A 23,369-nucleotide genomic window follows, 5' to 3' on the forward strand; every position below is an offset into this window, starting at 1 on the left:
TACCTTTGTGTCAGGCGGTCTGCCCGCCGAGATAGGCCTCTACGACCGTTTTGTTTGCAAAAACCTCTTGAGGTGTTCCATCCGCAATGACGCGCCCTGCATCCATGCAAACTAAACGCTCCACGACTTGGGTGAGGACGTGAACAATGTGTTCGATCCAGACAATGGTGATCTGGCGACCCTGCAAAGTTCGGATGGTGTCTACCAATTCGGAAGCTTCGCCGTCCGTCAGACCTCCCCCGATTTCATCCAACAAAAGTAAGGTAGGGGCGGTTGCCAACGCGCGCGTCAGTTCCAGCCGCTTGCGGTCCAGCAGGCCTAATGATTCGGCCCGACGGTTTGCCACGGGAAGCATTCCGCACAAGGTGACTGCGTCAATGCTGTGTGCGTAGGCTTCTTCCAGGCTGAACCCGCCCCCGTGCATGGCGGCTGTCAGGACGTTCTCAAACACCGTCATGCCGCCAAACGGGCGAGGAACTTGGTGGCTGCGTGCTATCCCTAGGCGGCATCGTTGCGCAGCATCCAGGTTGCTCACGTCCTTGCCGCGAAAGAGCACCATGCCGGAGTCAAGCGGCAAGGAGCCGGACAAGGTGGCGAGTAGCGTGGTCTTGCCTGCACCGTTCGGACCTACGATACCAACCGCCTCTCCGGCGTGGACTTTGAAGTCCACGCCGGAGAGTACCGTGTTTGCACCGAAGTGTTTGAACACCGCACTGGCTGATACCAACTCTTGGGAGTTGACGTCTTTCAATTGCTGACCTTCACATCAAGAGTAAGACTTGAGCTTGGCGGCGACGGGAATGCTCTTGTCGGAAGCGTTTTCCGTCAGGACATATTCCAGCTTGAACTTAGAGCCGCTAGGTGCCTTCACCCATTGCGCACCAATCATCGCGGTAGGCGACACATTGGGAACCGGGCCTTTGGTGAAGTCCACCTTGCCCATCATGGTGGTGGTCTTAAGTGTCGAAAGTGATTTGGCAACTGCTGCTTTGTCCTTGGGGTCGCTACTAACCTTCAATGCTTCAACACCGGCGTCCAGCAAGGACAGGGTTGCACCCAGTTGTTGTGTCCATTGCTTGTTCAAGGCCTTTTCGTACCCATCTGCCAACTGAACCCCCGAAAGGCCTGTGAGAGCAGAGTTGTAAGGGAAGTCTTTGTGCCAGTAGGCCGCAACTGAGGTTTGCAGTCCCAGTGGGCCTAGTACTTCAATGTTGGATGCAAACAGACCGGTCTTGGCGACTTGCACTATCTTCATGGTCTTGTTCAGCCCTTGCTGGGCAGCTTGGCGCCAAAAGGTTGCGTAGTCCGGGGGGATGGGGAAGGTGCAGAGGATCTCGCACTTCTCAGCCTTGAACTTTGCAATTTGTGCGGAAAAGTCTGTGGTGCCGGTTTCATAGGCGCCACCGTCAACAATGGTGTAGCCCGCCTTTTGCAATTCGGGCAGCATTGCGGCACGAATGGCGTTGCCATCTGCGTCGTTAGGCAATAGTGCAGCAACCTTCCTGTTGTTGGGGACCATAGCCCATTGGGATACATAGGACTTGACGAAGTCGGCAACACCAAACGAGAACAAATAAGTCCATTTGAACGGTGATGGTGCGCCAGGTTTGGCACCTCGACCGAAGTAGAACGCTTCCCAAGGCATAACTGTTGCTAGGCATGGCACACCAGCAGCTTCGCAGGCGTCGGAAACAGGATTTACCACTTCAGGAGTTGATGTGGTGAGCATCAAGTCGATCTTGTCGTTGTTAATCAGTGCCTTGGCCAGTTGACTGGCACGGGCCGGATCTGACTGGGTGTCGCGGTCCAGTATTTCCACCTTGTACTTTTTGCCACCTACGGTCAGGCCACCTGCCAATGCCTTCCGGGCCAGTTCAAGTACATGGCCGTCACCTTCTCCAAAACTGCCAAGCGGGCCAGTGCGTGGGCTGATGAAGCCTACTTTGATGACTTCACTACTCTGCGCATGCACGAGGCTAGGTGTGAGAAGCGTCAGGCCCGCAGCTCCGGCCACGCCCAGGAGGTCGCGACGTGTCGGAGTGTTTGCTACTTGCTTGGATATTGAATGGGTCTTGATTGTCATGTTTATCTCCTCATGTAAATGGCACTGTTTGTGCCGTTGTTGTGACTCGGGGTTAGAACGGGTATTTGCGGGGTGATGTTTGGACAGTTATCCAGCGCAACTCGGTAAACGCTTCAATACCTGCGTGACCACCAAAGCGTCCCCATCCGCTGCCTTTCACTCCGCCAAACGGCATCTGGGCTTCGTCATGCACCGTCGGACCGTTGATATGGCAAATGCCCGATTCGATGCGTTGAGCCACGCGCCACCCGCGCGCTATATCGCGTGTGAAGACCGCGGAGGACAAGCCAAATTCGTTGTCGTTGGCGCATGCGATGGCCGCCTCTTCACCATCCACCCGGACAATCACTTTCACTGGGCCAAAGGTCTCTTCCCTGTAGATGCGCATCTCGGGGGTGACGAAGTCGATCAATGTGGCAGGCATTAACGTGTTGACTGCTCTACCGCCGCAAACGAGCTTGGCGCCTTTGATAAGCGCTTCATCAATTAAGGCATTGCATCGCTCGACGGTGGACATGTTCGCTACTGATCCGAGGACCACGGAACCCTGGCGAGGATCGCCCAATGGCAGTTTTTTGGCACGGGCAGAAAACTTAGCAACAAACGTATCGGCAATTTTGTTGTCCACTACGATTCTTTCTGTGGACATGCAGATTTGGCCTGAGTTAGCAAAGGAACCAAAGATCGCGCCATCAACGGCAGCGTCAATGTCAGCATCGTCCAATACCAATAAAGGCGCCTTTCCGCCCAATTCCAAAACGGATTGCTTTAGGTACTTGGCACAGGTTGTCGCGATGATGCGGCCCACATGCGTAGAGCCAGTAAAGTTAACGCGGCGCACGGCGGGATGGGACACCATAGCCTCAACAACTGGACCAGCATCTGCAGGCGCATTGGTAACGAAATTCACGACGCCTTTTGGTAATCCGGCATCTTGCAATGCCTCAATAATCAGACCGTGCGTGGCGGGGCACAGTTCGCTGCCCTTGAGTACGACGGTGTTGCCGCAAGCCAGAGGCACTGCGATGGCGCGCACGGCCAGAATTACCGGTGCATTCCATGGGGCAATACCCAGTACCACGCCTGCGGGTTGACGCACTGCCATTGCCAAGCTACCCGGAACATTGCTGGGAATAACGTCGCCATTGATTTGCGTGGTTAGTGAGGCAGCTTCGATAAGCATCTCGGCAGCCAAATGGACGTTAAACCCTGCCCATATCCCGGACGCGCCGGTTTCTGCTGCCATGGCTGCTGCAAATGCACCAGCTTTTGCGTTCAGTGCGTGTGCAGCACTAGTCAATAATTCGCGACGCTCGCCCGGACTGATTGCTGCCCATATTGGAAATGCTTTTGCGGCTGCATCTACTGCGGAACGTGCATCTCCCACAGTAGCCGCGGGAGCTTTAGTGGCAACTGAGCCGTCCAGAGGATTGAGGCGAGTAAAGGATGCATTGTTTGTCGCGCCAACTTGTTCGCCATTGATGAGCATGGAGATAATGTTCATTGCAAATGTTCGCTTGGTTAGAGGCCATGAATTTGGCAAAGCACGTTGGAGAACATGCCACCGTCGACCGGCACATTCGTGCCCCGAATCCACAAGGATCCATCCGACAATAGGAAGTTGACGACAGGGGCAATGTCGGCCGGAGTCCCCGGACGGTCCATAGTGCGCATGTCTTCCTCAGCCCGTGCTCCCAAGGTTTCAATGAAGTCTTTGAGGATGGGGGTGTCTACTGGTCCGGGACTAACGGTGTTCATCCGGATGCCGAGTTCACGCCAGGTCCAACGGTTTTGCATCGTCCAGACAATTAGTGCCTCCTTGGAAAAGAAATAGCTTCTGGCTCCTGCGATGTCATGTCGTTTGCAAAACGCGTCCACGTTTTCAAATTCCAAAGTTTGACTGGCCTCGATTGCGTCTTTTGAGTCCGCCCATGCCATCCCTGCTAGGGACGCCAAATTCACAATGGATGCGCCTTTGTTGAGTTTGGGAATGAGGTTTACGGTCAAATATTTCAGACCAACCAGATTCACCTTTACGACAGCAGGAGCAGGGTTGGTCGGCGGCAGTCCAGCAATGTTTGCCAGTCCGTCTATGCCGGACGGAAGTTGAGCGATAAGACGATCAATGGAAGCCCGGTCAGACAGATCAGCTTGGATAAAGCTACCAACGTGATGGGCCGGTTCATTAACGTCAATTGAAATGACATTGGCTCCGCTGGCGGCTGCCATTGCTGCCGTTGCAGCACCTATGCCTGAGGCGGCACCTGTAACGATCACTGTCTTGCTTTTCAGCATTGATTCTCCTAGCGAAAAATTTTTATAGGGCGAATCAATACAGCAACGACAGTGCCATGTTTTTCAAAAAATTTAGTTGTTTAAATTCAATGACTTGCGATGCTTCATCGGGTTAAACCCTCAATCAAAACGCATGTTTTTGATCAATAATTAATGATCACTAATGCATCTAAATTCGTTCTTTTTCAGGGTTATTGCAAATGAAAAGTGCCGCTACTCGAGTTTCCTTGGTTGAACTCCAAAACAAGGTTTTTTCGTCACGAACCAGTGAAGATATCGACGAAGGTGCTGCTCCTACGCAGCGTGACTTGGCAGAGATTCTGAGTTTTTCACCCGGCGATGGCCGCATTTGGATGAATGATCAACGCATGGTGTTGTGGCGCTCGTCGACATATGGCTCTCTGAGGAGTGAGCTGATTTCCAGCATGGGGCAAGAACAAGCCCGCTCGTTATTGACCCGCGTAGGGTATTCGGCGGGTGCTCGAGACGCCGAGTTGGTTCGCCGAATGTGGCCGGATAGTGACCCTGCCAATGCGTTCCATGCGGGTCCACGCATGCACAAGTTAGAGGGTGCTGTTCGGCCGGTGACCATTACTTTTGAATTTGACATTGCCCGAGGTGATTTTTTTGCCGACTACTGGTGGCATGACTCCAGTGAGGATGATGAACATATTGCTGCATTTGGAATTGGCACAGAGTCAGCATGTTGGATGCAAGTGGGTTATGCCAGTGGCTATGCCAGTGCATTCATGGGCAAACAAATCATCTACAGAGAAACCCAGTGCAGGTCCACAGGCGCGGAGGTATGTCGAATTACCGGCAAGCCAGCGGATCAATGGGACGATCCCGAACTGGATCTTCATTACTTCGACCCGGACTCATCAGCCAAGAGATTTCGTCGAAATTTGGCAATCCCAGTGGGTAACCCCTTGTCTCTCAATGGGTTGCCTGATGAAAGCTCGATTCCGTCTTCGGAACTGATCGGCATTTCTTCTACATTTAGCGCTGCCCGACATCTCATAGAGCGTGTAGCTCCTACACAGGCAACGGTTTTATTCCAAGGTGCCTCGGGTGTAGGGAAAGAATTGTTTGCGCAGACGCTTCACAATATAAGTCCACGTGCGGGGCAACCATTCATCGCTTTGAACTGCGCTGCTATTCCTGACACTTTGGTTGAGTCCGAGCTTTTTGGAGTTGAACGCGGAGCGTTTACCGGTGCGAGCATATCGAGGGCGGGCCGCTTTGAGCGCGCCGACAAAGGTACCCTGTTTTTGGATGAGATTGGCTCACTTAGCTATGTCGCACAAGGTAAGCTTTTAAGAGCCCTGCAAGAGCGCTCAATTGAACGTGTGGGTGGCAGCAAACTCATCAAAGTGGATGTGCGTGTCATCGCGGCGACTAATGTGGACCTTAGGGACGAAGTTGCAGCAGGCCGCTTTCGGGAGGACTTGCTCTTCAGATTGAATGTTTTTCCTATCCACTTGCCGCCACTCAAAGACCGTCGGGATGACATACCTTTGTTAATGGAGATTTTTCTGCGTCGGTATTGCACTTTGCACAACCGGGATGTCCCCGGATACACACCGAGGGCAGTTCGAACACTTTTGCAATACGACTTCCCTGGCAACATTCGCGAGCTCCAGAACTTGGTAGAGAGGGGAGTCATCATGGCCGACCAAGGTGAACCCATCGACGTCCATCACTTGTTTAGAAGCGGTGAAGTGTCGGTTATCGAAACCATGGGTTTGAGTGAGCGCGGTCAACTGTCCGACTCGCCCGGTATTGAGGGCGTCATGCACATGAGTTCGCGTGCAGAAAAACCCGCCAAAAAAGACGGGGCCCATAGTGCATCTTCCCCCCGCGACCCCGATCATCAGAAGTACCGTAAGGCACTAGTTGCAGCGCGTTACAACATAGCCGAGGCTGCCCGAAGCCTAAACCTGACCCGCGCGCAATTGTCTTACCGTCTCAAACGTGCGGGCATCAAGTAGTTTTCTTCCACAGAAAGACGAAAGCCCCGCAGGCATTCACCTGCGGGGCCTCGGTCTTTCCGCTTGCTAGCGAATCAACTCAGATGTAGCTGTTCAGCAGGTTCTCAATCCGCTCCTGGCGGCCGGAGACGGGTTGCACGTCCACGTTCTGGTCCAGCACGCGTTGGGCTACGGCGTCCAGGCTGAGCTTGCCGGTCAGTACGTCCTGACCGAAGCTGCCTTTCCAGCCTGCGTAGCGGTCTTCGGTCACTTGGGCGAACTTGCCGTCGGTGATCATCTTCTCGGCAATCAGCAGGGCGCGGGCGGAAACGTCCATGCCGCCGATGTGGCCGTGGAAGATGTCTTCGGGGTCGATGCTCTGGCGGCGCACTTTGGCGTCAAAGTTCAGGCCGCCGGTGGTGAAGCCGCCGCCCTTCAGGATCAGGTACATCGCCAGCGCAGTTTCGGGGATGTTGTTGGGGAACTGGTCGGTGTCCCAGCCGCACTGCATGTCGCCGCGGTTCATGTCGATGGAGCCGAAGATGCCCAGGTCAATCGCCGTGGCAATTTCATGCTCAAAGCTGTGGCCCGACAGGGTGGCGTGGTTAGCTTCAATGTTGACCTTGATTTCCTTCTCCAGACCGTAGCGGCACAGGAAGCCGTAGACGGTGGCAGTGTCAAAGTCGTACTGGTGCTTGGAGGGTTCGCGGGGCTTGGGTTCGAGCAGGATGGTGCCCTTGAAGCCGATCTTGTGCTTGTACTCCACCACCATGTTCAGGAAGCGGCCCATCTGGTCCAGCTCGTGGCCCATGCGGGTGTTGAGCAGGGTCTCGTAACCTTCGCGGCCGCCCCACAGCACGTAGTTTTCGCCGCCCAGTTTCAGGGTGGCGTCCATGGCTTCTTTCACCTGCAGGGCGCCCATGGCAAAGATTTCGGGGTTGGGGTTGGTGGCCGCGCCCGACATGAAGCGGCGGTGTGAAAAGAGGTTGGCTGTGCCCCACAGCAGCTTCATGCCGGTGGCTTGCTGCTTGGCGCCCAGAATATCCACCATCTCGCGCAGGTTGTTCACGCTCTCACGCGGGGTGGCGCCTTCGGGGGCCACGTCGCGGTCGTGGAAGCAGTAGTAGGGCGCGCCCAGCTTGGTAAAAAACTCAAACGCGACTTCGGCCTTGGCCTTGGCGGCGGCCATGGGGTCGGTCATGGAGTGCCAAGGGCGCTGGAAGGTGTCGCCACCAAACGGGTCCAGCCCGTTCCAGCAGAAGGTGTGCCAGTAGCAGCTGGCAAAGCGCAGGTGCTCTTCCATGCGCTTGCCCAGGACCATGCGGTCTTTGTCGTACCACTTGAAGGCCAGCGGGTTGGTGGACTGCGGGCCTTCATAGGCAACGGGCGCCGCGACGGTGGGGAAGTAATTGCTCATGGCGTTTCCTCGGGGTTGTTTAGTTGTGTGGTCGAATTAAATCATGAAAGGGCGCCCTTGTGGATCAAGGGCTTACCCGTATCAGCGGTACAGGCTGCGGAAAGTGGCGTAGCGCTCCAGCAGCAGGGGCTGCTCGGCGGCATCGGGGCGGAAGGTGGCGTCTACCTCGGGGCTCAGGCACACATCGGCCTGCGCAGCGCCTGTGGCCAGCCAGCCCAGGCGGGCCGCGCCCAGGGCGCCACCTACGGCTGAGCTGCCGTGGGTGACGATTTCCACATCCAGCGCGGTGGCCAGCTGCTGCGCCCAGAAGGTGCTGCGCGCGCCGCCGCCCACCAGCGAAAGGCGGTTTACGGTGCTGCCCGCTGCATTAAGGGCGGCCAGACCGTCTTTGAGGCCGAAGGTCACGCCTTCAATGACGGCGTAGCCCAGGCGGGCGGCGTCGGTGTCAAAGCTCAGGCCGTGGAAGCTGCCGCGCACATTGGCGTCGTTGTGCGGGGTGCGCTCGCCACCCAGGTAAGGCAAAAACAGGGGCGATGCCGCGCGCTGCGCTGCGCTCAGGGCACCGGCCTTTTCTGCCACCACACCGGCGTTGGGCGCGCCCAGCAGGTCGGTGACCCACTGCAGGCTGCTGGCGGCAGAGAGCATTACGCTCATTTGGTGCCAGCGGCCGGGCACCGCGTGGCAGAACGCGTGGGTGGCGCTGGCCGCGTTGGGCTGGTAGCTGGGCGTCACCACAAACAGCACGCCGCTGGTGCCCAGCGACAAGAAGCCCTGGCCGCTGTCCACCGCACCCATGCCCACCGCGCTGGCGGCGTTGTCGCCCGCGCCACCGGCCACCACGATGCCGGGGTGCAGGCCCAGCAGACGGGCCACATCGGTTTTGAGCAAACCACCAGGGGCGCTGCCCTCTACCAGGCGGGGCATGTGGCTGCGGTTCAGGTTGGTAAGGGCGAGCAGTGCGTCAGACCAGTCGCGCTTTTGCACGTCCAGCCAAAGGGTGCCGCTGGCATCCGACATGTCGCAGGCGTATTCGCCGGTGAGCATGAGGCGCACATAGTCTTTGGGCAGCAGCACTTTGGCCATTTGCTTGAATATCTCGGGCTCGTGCTTGGCCACCCAGCGTAGCTTGGGCGCGGTGAAGCCGGGCATGGCCAGGCTGCCAGCGAGGTCGGTGAGGCCAGGCAGGGCTTCCATCATCTCGGTGCACTCCAGGGCGCAGCGGGTGTCGTTCCACAAAATGGCGGGGCGCAACACGCGGTCTTGCGCGTCCAGCAGCACAGCGCCATGCATCTGGCCCGACAGTCCGATGGCGCGCACCGCGGCGTAGTCGGCAGGGTGGGCCGCTTGCAGCTTGAGCAGGGCGCTTTGGGTGGCTGCCCACCAGTCGGCCGGGTTTTGCTCGCTGTGGCCGGGGTGCGGGCGCGACACGCTGAGCGATGTGCCGGCCGAGCCGATGATGCGATGGTCATCTGCCAGTAAGAGGGCCTTCACTTCGGAGGTGCCGATATCAATTCCAAGAAACATAATTAGTCCGCGGTTGTCGTTGTGGTGTGAGAAAGGGGTTCGCTGTCGGCCTGGCGCGCTGCGGCCAATGGGGTGCCGGTGTGCATGGGCCGCAGTTCGTGGTGCAGCACCAGCGCTGCGGCGCCCACGGCAGATGCCAGCAGGCCGTAACGTGCGGGGCGCACAGTGGGGGCGGCCATGCCGGCTGCATCGGCATAGCGCTGCAGGGTGTCTTGCGCGGCTTTGACGATGCCGGGGTAGGTGTCGCACGAGGGGCCGCCCACCACCAGGGTGCTGGGGTTGAAGGTGGTCCACAAGTTTTGCAACACCACGCCCAGGTAGTGGCCGCCCTGGGTCGGGTCGGGCAGCTTGGCCAGGGTGCGGGCACCGAAGAAGGTTTCTGCGCAACCCCGGCGCCCGCAGGAGCACAGGGGGCCGTCAATCTGCAAAATGTTGTGGCCGATTTCACCGGCCATGCCTTGCACGCCGGTAAACAGCCGGTCATTGAGCACAATGCCGGCGCCCACGCCCACGCCGCAGGTCACGAAGATCAATGAGTCTTTGGCATCGCCATCAGAAAACTCGTATTCGCTGAGTGCTGCGGTGTCGGCCTCGTTTTGCAGGTGCACCTTGAGCTGGGGCAGCTTGGCTTTGGCCAGCGCTTCGGCAATCGGGGGCATGAGGTCCACATTGCGCCAGCCCAGGTTAGGGGCAAAGCGCAGCATGCCGGTGGCCTCGTCAAATGCGCCGGGCAAGCCCACGCCCACGCCCAGCGCCTCGATGTTGCGCTGCTGCAGTTGCCTGTAGGTGCGGGCAATCAGGCGGGCAGCCTGGCGGCACACGTCGTCGGGTTTGGTGCCGATGAGCGCCTCTTCGGCCGCGCACAGCACCTGGCCGTTGAGCGACACGCCCACCACGCGCAGGGCTTCCACCGCCACTTCCACACCGATCAGCCCGCGCGATCGGGTGTCGATGTGCAGCGGCGTGGAGGGGCGGCCCTGGGTTTGGGTGGTGGTGACGTCAGTCTCGGTGACCCAGCCTTCGTCAATCAGCTCGCGAACCAGCAGGCTGACGGTGGACTTGGTGAGCCCGCTTTCCGTGGCCAGCTGGGCACGCGAGAGGCCAGGTTGGGCCCGCAGCTGCCGCAGCAGCACACTGCGGTTGATGCGCTTGACTAGCTGTTGGTCGCCTGTTGTTTTCATGATCTGGGGAGCCATGCGCGCAGGACGCGAAGGCTTTTGTTGAACCGTCGAATTATTTACCAACGGCGATCATGCCAACAACTAGGGTTTTCACACCGCCTGTGGTGTGAGAAATGCCTACTTATTTGCCGCCGGGGGGGCGGCCGGGGGCTAAAAGACTCAGGCTTCGCCGACGCCGATAGGCGCAGGCGCCCGCATCACGATGCGGGTGAACAGCCGGTCGTACACCGGATCGCGCTGGCCCTTGGTGGCCAGCGGGTCGCGGTTGGCTTCAAACGCAGCGTCCAGTTCTGCCCAGTCCTGATCAGTAAGGGTGCTTTGGGCAATCGGCAGGATGGCCGTTTCTTCCAGCTGCATGTGGGCCAGGTAAGCCTGCACGTAGCGGCGCACCGCGGTGTCAAAAGCGGCGCGGCGACTCTCGCCGATCAGCTCCCAGCCCAGAAGGAGGTGCTGAAGGTCGCGCACGGATGCTTCGCTATGCCCGTGGTCCTCTTCCAGCTGGATGATGGCTTCCATGGCCTGCGGAGCCAGCCGGGCCACACGGGGGAACAGCAGGTTGGACTCTTTGGGGTGGTGCAGCTTTTCGGGGAATTCGTCAATGTAGAAGAGCATGGCGCGCACCACGTCAAAAAAGCCTTCGGGCTCGTCGCCCGGGCCGCGGTCCAGCATCATGGTGAGTGACTGCAACATGGCGCGCAGCGCGGCGTGTTCGTCTTTGATGATTTGAAGGCTGCTTTGTTTCATGGTGTGCTCCTCAGGCTGGGCGCGAGCTTCCCATGGCGGGGGCTGTGGCAGCTTGATGCAAGTCAACAGGGCGCTGCTTTGCCACAGTGGCTTGGGTACCATCAGGGGGCACGCTACTCCACGAACCTGCTGACTTATGAATCCACGCGCTCTTGTTCCTTCCCCTTGGTTCCGCCGACTGGCCTGGGGGCTTGGCGGTTTGCTGGCTTTGTGGGCGCTGGCCTGGGCCGCGGTGCCGCCGCTGGCCAAAAGCCAGGCGCAAAGCCGCCTGAGCGAGCTGCTGGGCCGGAAGGTCACCATCGGGAGCATTGCGTTTTCACCCTGGTCGCTGGAGCTCACGGTGCGCGAATTTGCGGTGGCCACCGCTGATGGCAAGGGCGTGCAGTTCTCGCTGGACCGGGTGTATGTGGATGCAGAGGCGCAGTCGCTGTTCCGGCTGGCTCCGGTGATAGATGCAGTCACCGTGGATGCGCCCAAGGTGCAGCTCACCCACCTGGGTGAGGGCCGCTACGACATTGACGACATCATCCTGCGCCTGAACAAGCCCGATGACACACCTGCCGGACCCACGCCAAAGTTTGCCGTCTACAACCTCACCTTGAACCGGGGCAGTGTGGACTACACCGACCGCGCCGGCGGCGCTGAGCGCGTGCACACCCTGCGGGACTTGCAGATCAGCCTGCCGTTTTTGAGCAGTTTCGATTCCAAGCGCGATGTGCTGGTCTCGCCCCGATTGGCCTTTGTGCTCAATGGCAGCCATTTCGACTCGGAAGCCGAGGGCACGCCTTTCGCGCAAAGCCGCAAGGGGGATGCCGAGCTCAAGGTCAGCCAGCTGGATCTCGCGCCCTACTTGCCCTATTTGCCTGCCAACTTGCCGGTCAAGCCCCAAAGCGCGGTGGTGGATGCGAACATCAAATTGGGCTTTGTGCAGAGCCCGCAAACAGCAGTGACCTTGTCCGGCTCAGTCACCGTGAGCCGCCTGGCTGTGCAAGACACCAGGGGCAAGCCGCTGTTCTCGGCTGACAGTTTGCAGGTGGGTCTGGCCGATGTGCGTCCGTTGGAGCGCAGCGTGAAGCTCTCAGGCATCACCCTGAATGCGCCTGTGCTCAACATGGTGCGCGCCGCGGATGGCAGCCTGAACCTTTTACCGCCTGCGCCGGCAAAACAAACCGCTCCTAAAAACGTAGCTGCTCGCGCAGATTCCACGGGCGCTAGCGGCCAAAAAGATGCTGAAACACCAGCGCAGACGCCTTGGGCCTTGCAGCTGGATACGCTGGCACTGAAGGACGCTTCGGTGGATTGGACAGACCAGGTCACCGCGCCGGCCACGCGCCTGGGGCTGCGGGACTTCCAGGTCACCATCTCCAAGCTGCAGTGGCCTATGAAGGAAGCCGTCACGCTGGACCTGAAGGCGCGTTTGCAAAGCCTGGCCGCGGGTTCCAAAGCACCCGCTACCCAGATCAGCTTGCAAGGCGAAGGCACGGTGGACGCCGGCAAGGCCGAGGCCAGCGTGTCGGACTTCGGGCTGGGGCTGGTGTCGGGCTATGTGTCGCCCTACTTGGTGCCAAGCTTGCGCGGGCAGGCGGACACCCGCATGACTATCACCTGGGACGGCCAGCGCCAGACGGCCATGGTGCAAAAGCTGGCCTTGAGGGATGTGGCGCTGGTGGGCGACAAGCCGGCCGCAGAACCCCGTGCGAACAGGAGCGTGGATGGGAACGCGAATGCCACCAACAACGGCCCCAGCTCGGCAGACATGCCGCAGTTCAAGCTGCTGGAAGTGAGCGATGTGCGGGTGGACACGCTGGCGCGCAGTGCGACGGTGGGCAAGGTCCTGCTGCAAAAGCCCAGCAGCGGCGTGCGCCGCGACGCAGATGGCCACTGGATGTTTGAAAGTTGGCTAAAGCCTACAGATGCCTCTGCGGCACCGGTGGGAGATGCTTCTGGTGGCAAGCCAGCCAATGCCGGCGTTAATGCCAAGGCAGAAGCCGCCAAATCACCCGCGCCCTGGAAGCTGAATGTGGGCGAGTTCAAGCTGGAAGACGGGCACATGGTGTACGCCGACCGCCTGCCCGCGCGCCCTGTGCGGGTCGAGTTGCGTGAGCTGCAGGTGCAGGCCAAAAATATCCAGCCGGATGGCAAAAAGCCCATGCCATTGCAACTGGCGGGCAAGCTCAAGTCCGGCCAGGCGTCTGCCGGCAGCTTGCGCTACACCGGCAGTGTGATGTGGGACCCTGTAGTCGCCTCGGGCGATGTGGAACTGGTGGATCTGCCGGCCCACGCGTTTGCCAGCTATGCCGGCGGCGCTTTAAACCTCGACCTGTTGCGGGCCGATGCCAGCTTCAAGGGCCAGATGCGCTACGCCGCCTTGGCCGCCGGGCCGGAAGTCAGCGTGAAGGGCGATGCCGCGCTGGATGACTTCAAAGCCAACACCAACGGCAAAGGCGCCGAAAGCCTGGGTGAGGAATTGCTGAGCTGGAAGGCGCTGAACGTGCCTGGCATTGACTTCAGCATGGCGCCCGGCACCGCTACCAAAGTGCAGGTGCGCGAAGCTGCACTGTCCGACTTTTATGCCCGCCTGATCGTGAGCCCGCAAGGCCGCCTGAACCTGCAAGAACTGGGGCAAACCGCTCCGCCCGCCGCCGATGGCACCAAGCCGGCAACGGCTGCAGCCAGTGCAGCGGCACCTGCGTCTTCCGCGGTTGCGGCGGCGTCTGGCACCGGCACCGCATCGGCCAGTCCTGCAGCCATCATCCAGATGGGGCCTATCAGCATGGTCAATGGTCGGGTGCTGTTTTCAGACCGCTTTATCCAGCCCAACTACACCGCCAACCTCACCGATCTGACCGGCAAGCTCAGCCGCTTCTCCAATCAGCCAACTGACGGTGTGGTGCAGCTGGCCGACCTGGAGCTACGTGGTCGCGCCGAAGGCACTGCATCTCTGGAGATTCTGGGCAAGCTCAACCCGCTGGCGCAGCCGCTGGCCCTGGATGTGAAGGGGCTGGTGCGCGATCTGGAGCTGTCGCCTTTGTCGCCTTACGCGGTCAAGTACGCCGGCTACGGCATTGAGCGCGGCAAGCTGAGTGTGGATGTGCACTACACCGTGCAGCCCGATGGCCAGCTCACCGCGACCAACAAGCTGGTGCTCAACCAACTGACCTTTGGTGACAAGGTGGAGGGTGCGCCCGCCAGCCTTCCGGTGAAGCTAGCGGTGGCCTTGTTGGCAGACCGCAATGGCGTGATTGATTTGGACTTGCCCATCAGTGGCTCACTCAACGACCCGCAGTTCCGCATCGGCCCGGTGATCTGGAAGGTGATCACCAACTTGGTGACCAAAGCCATCACCGCACCTTTCAGCTTGTTGGCCAATGCCTTCGGTGGCGGAGCCGGTGGCTCAGAGCTCAGCAGCGTGGCGTTTGCGCCCGGCAGTGCAGGCTTGAGCGATTCAGCCCGCGCCGGCCTGGACAAGGTGGCACAGGCGCTGCAGGACCGGCCGGCACTCAAACTCACGGTGGTGGGCTCTGCCAACCTGGAGGCCGAACGCGAAGCCGCCAAGCGTGAGAAGCTCAAGGCTTTGCTGCTGGCAGAAAAGCGCCGCACCACCAGCGCACAGGGCAAAGATGCCGCTGCGGTGACTAGCTACAGCACCGAAGAAATGCCGGTGCTGCTGCGCTCGGTGTACCGCCGCTCCGACATCACCAAGCCGAAAAAACTGGTGGGCTTGACCAAAGACATCGCGATGGCTGACATGGAGGCCTTGTTGTTGGCCAACCTGAGCGCCAATGAGGATGACATACGCAACCTGGCATTGCAGCGGGCGGTAACGGTGAAGGAATACCTCGCCGGCAAAAAGCTGGCCGCCGAGCGCCTGTTCCTGGGCGCGGTGAAGACCGGCGGTCCCGCGTCGGAAGCCAAACCGCAAGCCGAGCTGGAGATCGGCGGCAACTAAGTCTTTCGCTTACCGACAGCTCAGTCCAGAGAACAAAAAAGCCCCGGCAGCCGAAACTGCCGGGGCTTTTTGTTGAGGCCTGCGAAGGTCTTACTTGGGCATGATCACGGAGTCGATCACGTGGATCACGCCGTTGTCAGCCACGATGTCGGTCTTGATCACGTTGGCGGCATCCACCTTCACACCACCGGTGGTGCTGATGGTGATTTCGCTACCTTGCACGGTCTTGACCTTGCCGGCTTTCACATCAGCCGCCATCACTTTGCCGGGGACCACGTGGTAGGTCAGCACGGCAGTCAGCTTGGCCTTGTCCTTGAGCAGGGCTTCGAGGTCGGCCTTGGGCACTTTGGCAAATGCTTCGTCAGTCGGTGCGAAAACCGTGAAGGGGCCCTTGCCCTTGAGCGTATCGACCAGACCGGCTGCGCCCAGCGCGGTAGCCAGGGTCTTGAAGTTGCCCGCGCCTACGGCGGTGTCAACGATGTCTTTGGCTTGTGCAGAAACAGCCACACCCAGTGCCAGAACGGAAGCAATCAACAGTTTTTTCATTGGAATCTCCAAGAGGTTGAATTCGATGTTTAACGTCAGAAAATACTGACGTGAACGAAATATAGCCCATTTAGTATCCCTTTGAACTGTACGGTATTTAAAGTGAACTGATTGGTAATGTTTGTCAATTTTGTTGATTTATCGGCTGCTACACTGGAGCACCCTTCATGCGCTGGAGCTTGTGATGTACCAACCCTCCCACTTCATCGAGACCCGCCCCGAGGTACTGCATGCACTGGTGCAAAGCCACCCCTTGGCGACACTGGTGACCCTGTCTGCCAAAGGCTTGGATGCAAACCATATTCCGCTGGTGTTGAGAGTGGAGGCGGACGGCCGCGCCACGCTGGTGGGGCATGTGGCCCGGGCCAATCCGGTCTGGAAAGACACGGACCTGAGCGTGCCGGTGCTGGCCATCTTCCAGGGGCCGCAGCACTACATCAGCCCCGGCTGGTATGCCACCAAGGCAGAGCACGGCAAGGTGGTACCCACGTGGAACTACGCGGTGGTGCATGCCAAAGGCATGTTGACGGTGCATGACGATGCAGCTTGGATCCGCAGCCAGATGCAACAGATCACCACCCAACAGGAAGCACCGATGGCCCAACCCTGGGCCGTGGACGATGCGCCACGCGACTACACCGACAAGATGATTTCAGCCGTGGTCGGCATCGAGATCGTGGTGGACGAATGGGTGGGCAAATGGAAGGTCAGCCAGAACCAGCCGCCCGCCAATCAGACCACTGTGCGCGAAGGGTTGGAGCATCAGGCAACCGACGCTGCCCGCACCATGGCGGGACTGATCCCACGCTCCTGAACAGGGGTTTTGCCGCCGGGCCGCCCCAAGGCAAAACACGGCCCCACGGGGGCAGCGACCCACGCAGCGGTGGAGCGTGGGGCGCAGAGTACTTTGGAGAGCTAGCCTCTTTCTTCGACTTTCCCGTCCGCGTGCTTGGCGAAGCGGCCTTTGTCGCGCGGGTGTACCGGGTCGTTGGCGCCCCAGGGCCAGCCGCCGAATTCGGTGCGGCGATAGTCCGCAAAGGCCTGGTGTATTTCGGCTTGGGTGTTCATCACAAACGGACCGTACTGCGCCACAGGTTCGCCAATGGGGCGGGCCTGCAGCACCAGCAGCTCGCTCTCGGCATCGCCATTCGCCAAAGTGCAGTCGTGGTCGGCTTGCACCACCATCACTGACTTTACCGGTACAGCTTCGCCTGCTACTTGCAATGCGCCACCCTTGAAGAAATACAGCACGCGGCGGGTGTCCGCGCTCTGGGCGGCGGGCAGCGTCCACTCCGCTCCGGGGCTGAGCTTGATGGTGTAGATGCCGAGGTCACTGCCGGGCTCGCTCGCCCACGAATCGGGGGGCGGTGGCAGGCCTTGCCTGTCGTCCAGCTTACCGGCGATGCAAACCACTTCGGTGGTCTTGCCCAGCGCGTCGGTGGCAGTGAGGCGGGGGATGTCTTCATGCCAAAACATGGTGAAGTGCGGCTCGGCCATTTTGTTTTTGGCCGGCAAGTTCACCCAGATCTGGAACAGCTCGGTGGGGTTGGGCGCATCGGTATGCAGCAGTGGAAACATTTCACAGTGCACGATGCCTTTGCCCGCCGTGAGCCACTGCACATCGCCGCCGCCAAAGCGGGCGGTGGCGCCCAGCGAGTCAGAGTGGTCGATGCGGCCATTGCGCACGATGGTGACGGTCTCAAACCCCCGGTGCGGGTGGGAGGGAAAGCCCGGTACCGTATCGCCGTGGTACATGCTCCAGCCGTCTTTGCCGGCAAAGTCCTGGCCGATGCTGCGCCCGGCCAGCAGGGCCGGATCCGGCGCCAGCTGTGCGTTGCCTGCCGGATAGGCGTCGTTGTGGTGCACGCAGAACAGGAAGGGGTCCAGGGTCTGCCAGGGGAAACCCAAAGGTGCGATGGAGAGCAAGGTTTTCATAAGGGCGCATTGTCGCGCCAGTTCCAAGGCCTTGCCGGCGCCCACTAAGATCACCCCCCATGTTGTTTTCTTCTTTCACTGCACGTGCCGGCCTGGCGGCTGCCCTGGTAGCCGGCCTCTGGGCGGTGGATGCCCATGTGCGTCCGGCTCCCATGCCGCCGGCCCAGGCGCTCATGCCGGCCATCAGTGTGCAAGGCCAGCCGGTGGAGGCGGCCAAATTGCAGCGTGTGGCGATGGGCGACGTGCCCATGCCGCCCGGCACGACGGCGGCGCACGCCAGCAGCTTGCTGCCCATGCCTGCCGGAAGTCCGTCGACGCTGAGCCTGTTCTGGTTCTCAGGTGAACGCGAAAGCGGCCCCTTGGTGCAGATTGCCGTAACGCAGTGGGACCGCGCGAACGCCCGCTGGCGTGAGCCGCGTTTTGTGGTCAACCGCCACACCATGGGCGATGTGCTGGGCCACGGCTTGCGGCGCTTGGGCAACCCGGTGGCATGGATGGATGGACAAGGCCGGGTGCACCTGTTTGTGGTGGCGACCGGCTGGGGCGGCTGGGCTGCAAGCCGCGTGCTGCACCTGCGCCAGAGCAGTGCCTCTCAAGACCTGAATGACCTGGCGTTTGAGCCGGTGCGGGTGCTGCCCCTGTCGTGGTTGTGGAACACCAGCTTTCTGGCGCGCAACGCGGTCATGCCCTTGCAGGATGGCGGCGCGGTGTTGCCTGTGCACTTTGAGCTGGGGCTCAAGTACCCCAGCGCGGTGCGGCTGGATGCGAACGGTGAGTTCGCTGGCCTGACGCGCATGTCGCAACTCGCCTACCAACTGCAGCCTTCTCTGCTGGCGCGCAGCCCGTCTGAATGGATAGCGCTCATGCGTGACGAACGCCATAACGGCAAAGTAACTGCTGTGCGCACCGAGGATGGTGGCGCCCATTGGCAGGACCTGCCGGACCTTGCGCTGGGTAACCCGGACTCTGCGGTAGCCGCCTTCGGACTGGGACCCCAACAAATGCTGCTGGCCCATAACCCTACGCCGGAAGGGCGCGCCAAGCTGGAGTTGAGCCGCAGCCAGGATGGCCTGCAATGGACCCCGCAACAAACCTTGCGCCAGGGTGGCGAGGAGGCGGAGTTTTCTTACCCTGCCATGGCCTGGGCGGATGACGCGCTGTGGATCGCCTACACCGTAGACCGGGCCACCTTGTCGTGGCAGCGCTTTGCGGTGGGAGGCAAACCATGAGTACACCGGCTTTGCCTGATCTGGTGGTGATGCAGCTGTGGTTGCATGTAGGCTGGGCGCTGGTGCTCGCTGGCGGTGGTGCTGCAGTGCTGGCGCAACTTTCTATGCCTCTGTTGTTCCGTCGTGTGATTGCGCTAGTGCTGGGGCTGTGGGTGCTGATGCCCGGCAATCTGTCTGCGGCCTATTGGCTGGGTCTGGCCTTTCAGGCGCCTAGTGTGTTGGGTGCGCTGGCCTGTGCGTATGTGGGCTGGGCGGCACTGCGTCCAACGGTGGCACGCGCTGCGGAAAACGCAACTCGCCCTCTGCGCTGGGAGGCCGGGCTGGTGGTGTGCGGCGTGCTGTTGGGCTGGGCGTTGCTGCTTGACACCTTCGCGCAGTTGCCGTCGGCCCTGTACCCGCTTGGCTTCGGGCAGCCGGTGTTGCTGGCCTTGTTGGTAGTGGCGGTGTTGCCGCTACTGCAAGTGGGTGCCGTGCGAAGGGTGGGTGCCTGGTTGGCGCCGGTGGCACTGCTACTGTTTGTGTTGCTGCGTCTGCCCACAGGCAATGCATTTGATGTGGTGCTGGATCCATGGCTGTGGGTTGTCTTGCATGGGGTGGCTTTGCGCTGGCTGTATTGCCACTGGAAAATTAAGGGTTAACCCTACTGTTGAACGCCACAGTAGGCGTACAGGGGTGGGCGCCGTATCGTTGCGCCCTGTTTTGAAGCCTGCGGCGCGCCCTGGCGCGTGCCCGCTTCGTGCTCATTGCATCGGCAAATCAACCCCTCTCCAGAAGACCCCTCATGTCATCCACTTCCGGGCGCAAACCGCTCTACAAATCCCTTTACGTCCAAGTGCTCACCGCGGTGGCACTGGGCGTGTTCCTTGGCCACTTTTTTCCCCAAACCGGGGCAGACATGAAGCCGCTAGGCGATGCCTTCATCAAGTTGATCAAGATGATCATTGCCCCCATCATTTTCTGCACGGTGGTGGTGGGTATTGCCGGCATGGAAGACATGAAAAAAGTCGGCAAGACCGGCGGTCTGGCGCTCCTGTACTTTGAGGTGGTGTCTACCCTGGCGCTCATCATCGGCCTGGTGGTGGTCAACCTGTTGCAGCCCGGCTCCGGCATGCACGTGGACCCCGCGTCGCTGGATACCAAAGGCATTGCGGCCTACACCGCTCCCGGCAAGATGCAGGGCACCGTGGACTTTTTGCTCAACATCATTCCATCTTCGGTGATCGATGCTTTTGCCAAGGGTGAAATCCTGCAGGTGTTGTTGTTCTCGGTATTGTTCGGCTTTGCGCTGCACAAGTTCGGCGGCCGCGGCACCATGGTGTTTGACCTTATCGAAAAGACATCGCATGTGCTGTTCGACATCGTGGCCATCATCATGAAGGTCGCACCCATCGGTGCCTTCGGTGCCATGGCGTTCACCATCGGCAAGTACGGCGTGGATTCGCTGTTCTCGCTGGGCAAGTTGATGGGTGCGTTCTATGTGACCTGCCTGATCTTTGTATTCGGCGTGCTGGGCATCATCAGCCGCTTGCATGGCTTCAGCGTCTGGCGCTTTGTGCGCTACATCAAGGAAGAGCTGCTCATCGTGTTGGGCACCTCGTCCTCAGAATCGGTGCTGCCCCGCATGATGGAAAAGCTGGAAAACCTGGGTGCCCGCAAGTCGGTGGTCGGCCTGGTGATCCCGACCGGTTACTCCTTCAACCTGGATGGAACTTCGATTTACCTGACCATGGCAGCGGTGTTCATTGCCCAGGCCACGGACACGCCCATGGACTTGACCCAGCAGCTCACTTTGCTGGCTGTGTTGTTGCTCACGTCCAAGGGCGCCGCTGGTATCACCGGTAGCGGCTTCATCGTCTTGGCAGCTACCTTGTCCGCCGTGGGCCATGTGCCTGTGGCAGGCCTCGCGCTGATTCTGGGCATTGACCGCTTCATGTCTGAAGCCCGTGCGCTGACCAATCTGGTGGGTAACGGCGTGGCGACACTGGTGGTGGCCAAATGGACCGGCGACCTGGACATGGAACGCCTGACCCAAGGTCTGGCGAACCCCACGACCATCGAAGCCCAGGAGCCTGAAGTGCTGCTGGACCAGAAGGTGGCCACCATGGCGGTACCTGCAGACGCGCGTTGATACCCCGCTTACTGCAAAACAAAAGGGCCCTGAGGGGCCCTTTTTGTTGACGATCAGGTATGGTTTCACCCAAGCAATGAATCAACACTGGAGCTCACCCCATGGCTATCGAGACCCCAACTGACAACACGACCTCAATCACTTCGCTGGGGCCTCAAGGTAAGGGGAGCTTTTTGCAGCGGCTCGCGGCTTGGGTCGTCAAGTTACGGTCGAATCCAAGCATTAGTCTGGAGGCTTTAAATCTCAAATATCAGGGGCGGGCAGCGCCCCAGCCGGAAAAATTGAAAAGTGGCCTACGCCGCCATTTTGATGTGAGTGAAGAACTAGCAAACGGTTGTCAGGTTTACACGTTTCGGCAGCGCGTTGGGGGTAGTGGATGGCACATCATTTACACCCATGGCGGAGCGTTTGTAAACCCGTTGCAGAAGGCCCATTGGGACATTGTTGAGTGTTTGCTTCGTGCCACTGGCGCCACTGTCACCGTGCCTATCTATCCTCTGGCTCCTGAGCATACCTATTCCCAAGCCTTCGAGTTTTTGGAGGCGGTTTATCGGGATGTGCTTGAAAGTGTCAGCCCGGGGCGCATCGTTCTGTGCGGCGATTCCGCCGGGGGAAATTTGGCTTTGACCCAAGCCCTTCACTTCCGTGACCGGGGACTCCCTGCGCCCGCTCGCCTGGTACTTTTTTCACCTTGGTTGGACTTGGCTTTGGGGGACTCCCGAGCTCGTGATTTGGAGCCATTGGATGACATGCTGAGGGTAGACGGCCTACGGCAGATGGGAAGCTGGTGGGCAGGGAGTGCTGACCTGGCTGAACCACTTTTGAGCCCTTTGAATGCAGATCTCCAAGCTTTGCCCCCCATCGATGTTTATCAGGGAACCCACGACATCCTGTATCCGGACGCGCGGACATTTCATGAGCGCGTACTGGCTGCCGGCGGCAGCAGCCGGCTTCACGTAACCGAAGCGGGATTCCATGTTTTCATGGGTGCAACATTCACCCCTGAGGCTCGGAGAGTGTTTTCACGGATCGCTTCAGATTTGGGTGTTGCGCCTTGACATTCCTTCCTCAGCTGCCTGCTCAAAATGGCTTGCGGCCGTTGATAAGGTTTACCAGGATCATCACCACAGCAACCACCAGAAGGATGTGGATAAATCCCCCCATGGTGTAGGCACTGACCAGCCCTAGAAGCCACAAAACGATGAGTACAAGTGCGATGGTGTATAGCATGGAGAGCTTTCAAAGGGCGTGCGCTACTGCGCGGTACTCGAGTGTCCGACGCCCTTGACCGTCTGGCTGTGTGGCAGGGCACAGAGCGAGTTGTAGGGCGACGATCCATCCGCAGGGAACTCAGGCCAGAGGAATGACTCCATCAATACCTGAGCTCCACAATTTCTTTATGCACCGCAGATCCACCCTGGCAACGCTTGCCGCCTTTTCGACACTCTTTCGCAGCAGTTTTGCTGGCGCTGCCACGCAGCCTTTGTTCCAGTCGCTGAAACCCTCCCCCCGCATGCCGGTGTTGTTTGTGGGCCATGGCAGCCCGATGAATGCGATTGAAGACAACGCATGGCGCCGGGGCTGGCAGGCCATGGGCAAGGAGCTGCTGGCGCGGCAGGCCACGCCGCAACTGATCGTTTGCATTTCGGCCCACTGGTTGACCCAGGGCTGGCAGGTCACGGCCATGGCGCAGCCGCAAACGATTCATGATTTCGGCGGCTTTCCGCAGGCCCTGCAGGACGTACAGTACCCCGCACCCGGTGCGCCGGCGGTAGCCCGCGCTCTGGCGCAAGAGATCAAGGTGCCCTCGGGCGACAAGCTGGCGTTAGACCCCGATCATTGGGGCCTGGACCACGGCGCCTGGTCGGTGCTCAAGCCCATGTTTCCCAAAGCGGACATCCCGGTGCTGCAGCTCAGCATGGATTACAGCCGCCCGCCGGCCGAGCACTTTGCCTTGGGGCGGCAATTGCATGCCCTGCGCAGCCGCGGGGTGTTGGTGGTGGGCAGCGGTAACATCGTGCACAACCTGCGTGCTACGCGCAACGGCAGCGGCCCGAACGAAACCTACGACTGGGCCCGCGAGTTCGACACGGTGGTCCAGGACCAGATCAAAAAGGGCCAGCTCGACCAGCTGCACAAGTTCCAATCGCTGGGCGCGGTGGCGCAGCAGGCGCACCCCTCGCATGACCACTATCTGCCCTTGCTGGTAGCCGCCGGGGCCGCGCGTCCGGACGAGATGCCACGTTTTTTTAACACCGGTTTTCAGGAGGCGTCCATCTCCATGAGATCAGTACTCTGGGGTTGATCGGTATATTGCTCCTGTTTTTGTAGCTGCTTGCGCATATTCCAAGGGCGCCAGGGACTGATT

The 23,369-nt window shown here is 59.9% G+C and carries 19 protein-coding genes; 8 read left to right on the forward strand and 11 right to left on the reverse strand.

Annotated features, from left to right (window positions below; genetic code table 11):
- Positions 1 to 10: 10 nt before the first annotated feature.
- From AEP_RS16750 to AEP_RS16765, 4 genes are read right to left on the reverse strand one after another with little or no spacing between them, the layout of a single operon-like run.
- Positions 11 to 751, reverse strand: a complete 741-nt coding sequence (locus AEP_RS16750) for an ABC transporter ATP-binding protein (protein WP_087496442.1) — start codon at positions 749 to 751, stop codon at positions 11 to 13.
- A gap of 15 nt (positions 752 to 766) precedes the next feature.
- Entirely contained in the window at positions 767 to 2,083 is a 1,317-nt protein-coding gene (locus AEP_RS16755) for an ABC transporter substrate-binding protein (RefSeq protein ID WP_087496443.1), read from the reverse strand.
- 52 nt (positions 2,084 to 2,135) lie between these two features.
- Positions 2,136 to 3,587, reverse strand: a complete 1,452-nt coding sequence (locus AEP_RS16760) for an aldehyde dehydrogenase (protein ID WP_087496444.1) — start codon at positions 3,585 to 3,587, stop codon at positions 2,136 to 2,138.
- 17 nt (positions 3,588 to 3,604) lie between these two features.
- A complete protein-coding gene (locus tag AEP_RS16765; protein WP_087496445.1) occupies positions 3,605 to 4,378 on the reverse strand; it encodes a coniferyl-alcohol dehydrogenase in 774 nt (257 codons plus the stop codon).
- A 200-nt stretch (positions 4,379 to 4,578) separates the two neighbouring features.
- Between AEP_RS16765 and AEP_RS16770 the strand changes: the two genes are divergently transcribed.
- A complete protein-coding gene (locus tag AEP_RS16770; RefSeq protein WP_087496446.1) occupies positions 4,579 to 6,369 on the forward strand; it encodes a sigma-54-dependent Fis family transcriptional regulator in 1,791 nt (596 codons plus the stop codon).
- Positions 6,370 to 6,448: 79 nt separating this feature from the next.
- Here AEP_RS16770 and xylA read toward each other — a convergent pair whose 3' ends face one another.
- The 4 genes from xylA to AEP_RS16790 all read right to left on the reverse strand — a co-directional run bounded on the left by xylA (position 6,449) and on the right by AEP_RS16790 (position 11,214).
- Positions 6,449 to 7,765, reverse strand: coding sequence for a xylose isomerase (gene xylA / locus AEP_RS16775; protein WP_087496447.1), 1,317 nt, complete (start codon positions 7,763 to 7,765; stop codon positions 6,449 to 6,451).
- Between the two features lie 81 nt (positions 7,766 to 7,846).
- Entirely contained in the window at positions 7,847 to 9,289 is a 1,443-nt protein-coding gene (gene xylB, locus AEP_RS16780) for a xylulokinase (protein ID WP_087496448.1), read from the reverse strand.
- A 2-nt stretch (positions 9,290 to 9,291) separates the two neighbouring features.
- Entirely contained in the window at positions 9,292 to 10,470 is a 1,179-nt protein-coding gene (locus AEP_RS16785) for an ROK family transcriptional regulator (RefSeq protein ID WP_087497395.1), read from the reverse strand.
- A gap of 159 nt (positions 10,471 to 10,629) precedes the next feature.
- Entirely contained in the window at positions 10,630 to 11,214 is a 585-nt protein-coding gene (locus AEP_RS16790) for a hemerythrin domain-containing protein (protein WP_087497396.1), read from the reverse strand.
- 136 nt (positions 11,215 to 11,350) lie between these two features.
- On the opposite strand from AEP_RS16790, the gene AEP_RS16795 reads away from it, so the two are divergent.
- Positions 11,351 to 15,163, forward strand: a complete 3,813-nt coding sequence (locus AEP_RS16795; RefSeq protein WP_087496449.1) for a DUF748 domain-containing protein — start codon at positions 11,351 to 11,353, stop codon at positions 15,161 to 15,163.
- 90 nt (positions 15,164 to 15,253) lie between these two features.
- Here AEP_RS16795 and AEP_RS16800 read toward each other — a convergent pair whose 3' ends face one another.
- Positions 15,254 to 15,709, reverse strand: coding sequence for a fasciclin domain-containing protein (locus tag AEP_RS16800; RefSeq protein ID WP_087496450.1), 456 nt, complete (start codon positions 15,707 to 15,709; stop codon positions 15,254 to 15,256).
- 184 nt (positions 15,710 to 15,893) lie between these two features.
- On the opposite strand from AEP_RS16800, the gene AEP_RS16805 reads away from it, so the two are divergent.
- Positions 15,894 to 16,523, forward strand: coding sequence for an FMN-binding negative transcriptional regulator (locus AEP_RS16805; protein ID WP_087496451.1), 630 nt, complete (start codon positions 15,894 to 15,896; stop codon positions 16,521 to 16,523).
- Positions 16,524 to 16,624: 101 nt separating this feature from the next.
- On the opposite strand, the gene AEP_RS16810 is transcribed toward AEP_RS16805, so the two are convergent.
- Positions 16,625 to 17,644 carry a pirin family protein gene (locus AEP_RS16810; protein WP_087496452.1) on the reverse strand — a complete coding sequence of 340 codons (1,020 nt, stop codon included), beginning with the start codon at positions 17,642 to 17,644 and terminating at the stop codon, positions 16,625 to 16,627.
- Positions 17,645 to 17,703: 59 nt separating this feature from the next.
- Between AEP_RS16810 and AEP_RS16815 the strand changes: the two genes are divergently transcribed.
- The 4 genes from AEP_RS16815 to AEP_RS16830 all read left to right on the forward strand — a co-directional run bounded on the left by AEP_RS16815 (position 17,704) and on the right by AEP_RS16830 (position 22,059).
- Complete coding sequence (locus AEP_RS16815; protein ID WP_087496453.1) at positions 17,704 to 18,873, forward strand: exo-alpha-sialidase; 1,170 nt, start codon at positions 17,704 to 17,706, stop codon at positions 18,871 to 18,873.
- A complete protein-coding gene (locus AEP_RS16820; RefSeq protein ID WP_087496454.1) occupies positions 18,870 to 19,511 on the forward strand; it encodes a hypothetical protein in 642 nt (213 codons plus the stop codon). The genes AEP_RS16815 and AEP_RS16820 overlap by 4 nt, the downstream gene beginning before the upstream one ends.
- A 143-nt stretch (positions 19,512 to 19,654) precedes the next feature.
- The gene (locus AEP_RS16825; RefSeq protein WP_087496455.1) at positions 19,655 to 21,001 is read left to right on the forward strand and encodes a dicarboxylate/amino acid:cation symporter; all 1,347 of its coding nucleotides are present in this window, start codon (positions 19,655 to 19,657) and stop codon (positions 20,999 to 21,001) included.
- A gap of 101 nt (positions 21,002 to 21,102) precedes the next feature.
- Positions 21,103 to 22,059, forward strand: a complete 957-nt coding sequence (locus tag AEP_RS16830) for an alpha/beta hydrolase (RefSeq protein WP_087496456.1) — start codon at positions 21,103 to 21,105, stop codon at positions 22,057 to 22,059.
- A 22-nt stretch (positions 22,060 to 22,081) separates the two neighbouring features.
- On the opposite strand, the gene AEP_RS20775 is transcribed toward AEP_RS16830, so the two are convergent.
- Positions 22,082 to 22,231, reverse strand: a complete 150-nt coding sequence (locus tag AEP_RS20775) for a lmo0937 family membrane protein (RefSeq protein WP_157673199.1) — start codon at positions 22,229 to 22,231, stop codon at positions 22,082 to 22,084.
- 169 nt (positions 22,232 to 22,400) lie between these two features.
- On the opposite strand from AEP_RS20775, the gene ygiD reads away from it, so the two are divergent.
- Complete coding sequence (gene ygiD, locus AEP_RS16835; RefSeq protein WP_087496457.1) at positions 22,401 to 23,306, forward strand: 4,5-DOPA dioxygenase extradiol; 906 nt, start codon at positions 22,401 to 22,403, stop codon at positions 23,304 to 23,306.
- The last annotated feature ends 63 nt before the right edge of the window (positions 23,307 to 23,369 follow it).

The sequence above is a fragment of the Curvibacter sp. AEP1-3 genome (assembly GCF_002163715.1).
Taxonomy (GTDB): domain Bacteria; phylum Pseudomonadota; class Gammaproteobacteria; order Burkholderiales; family Burkholderiaceae_C; genus Allorhodoferax.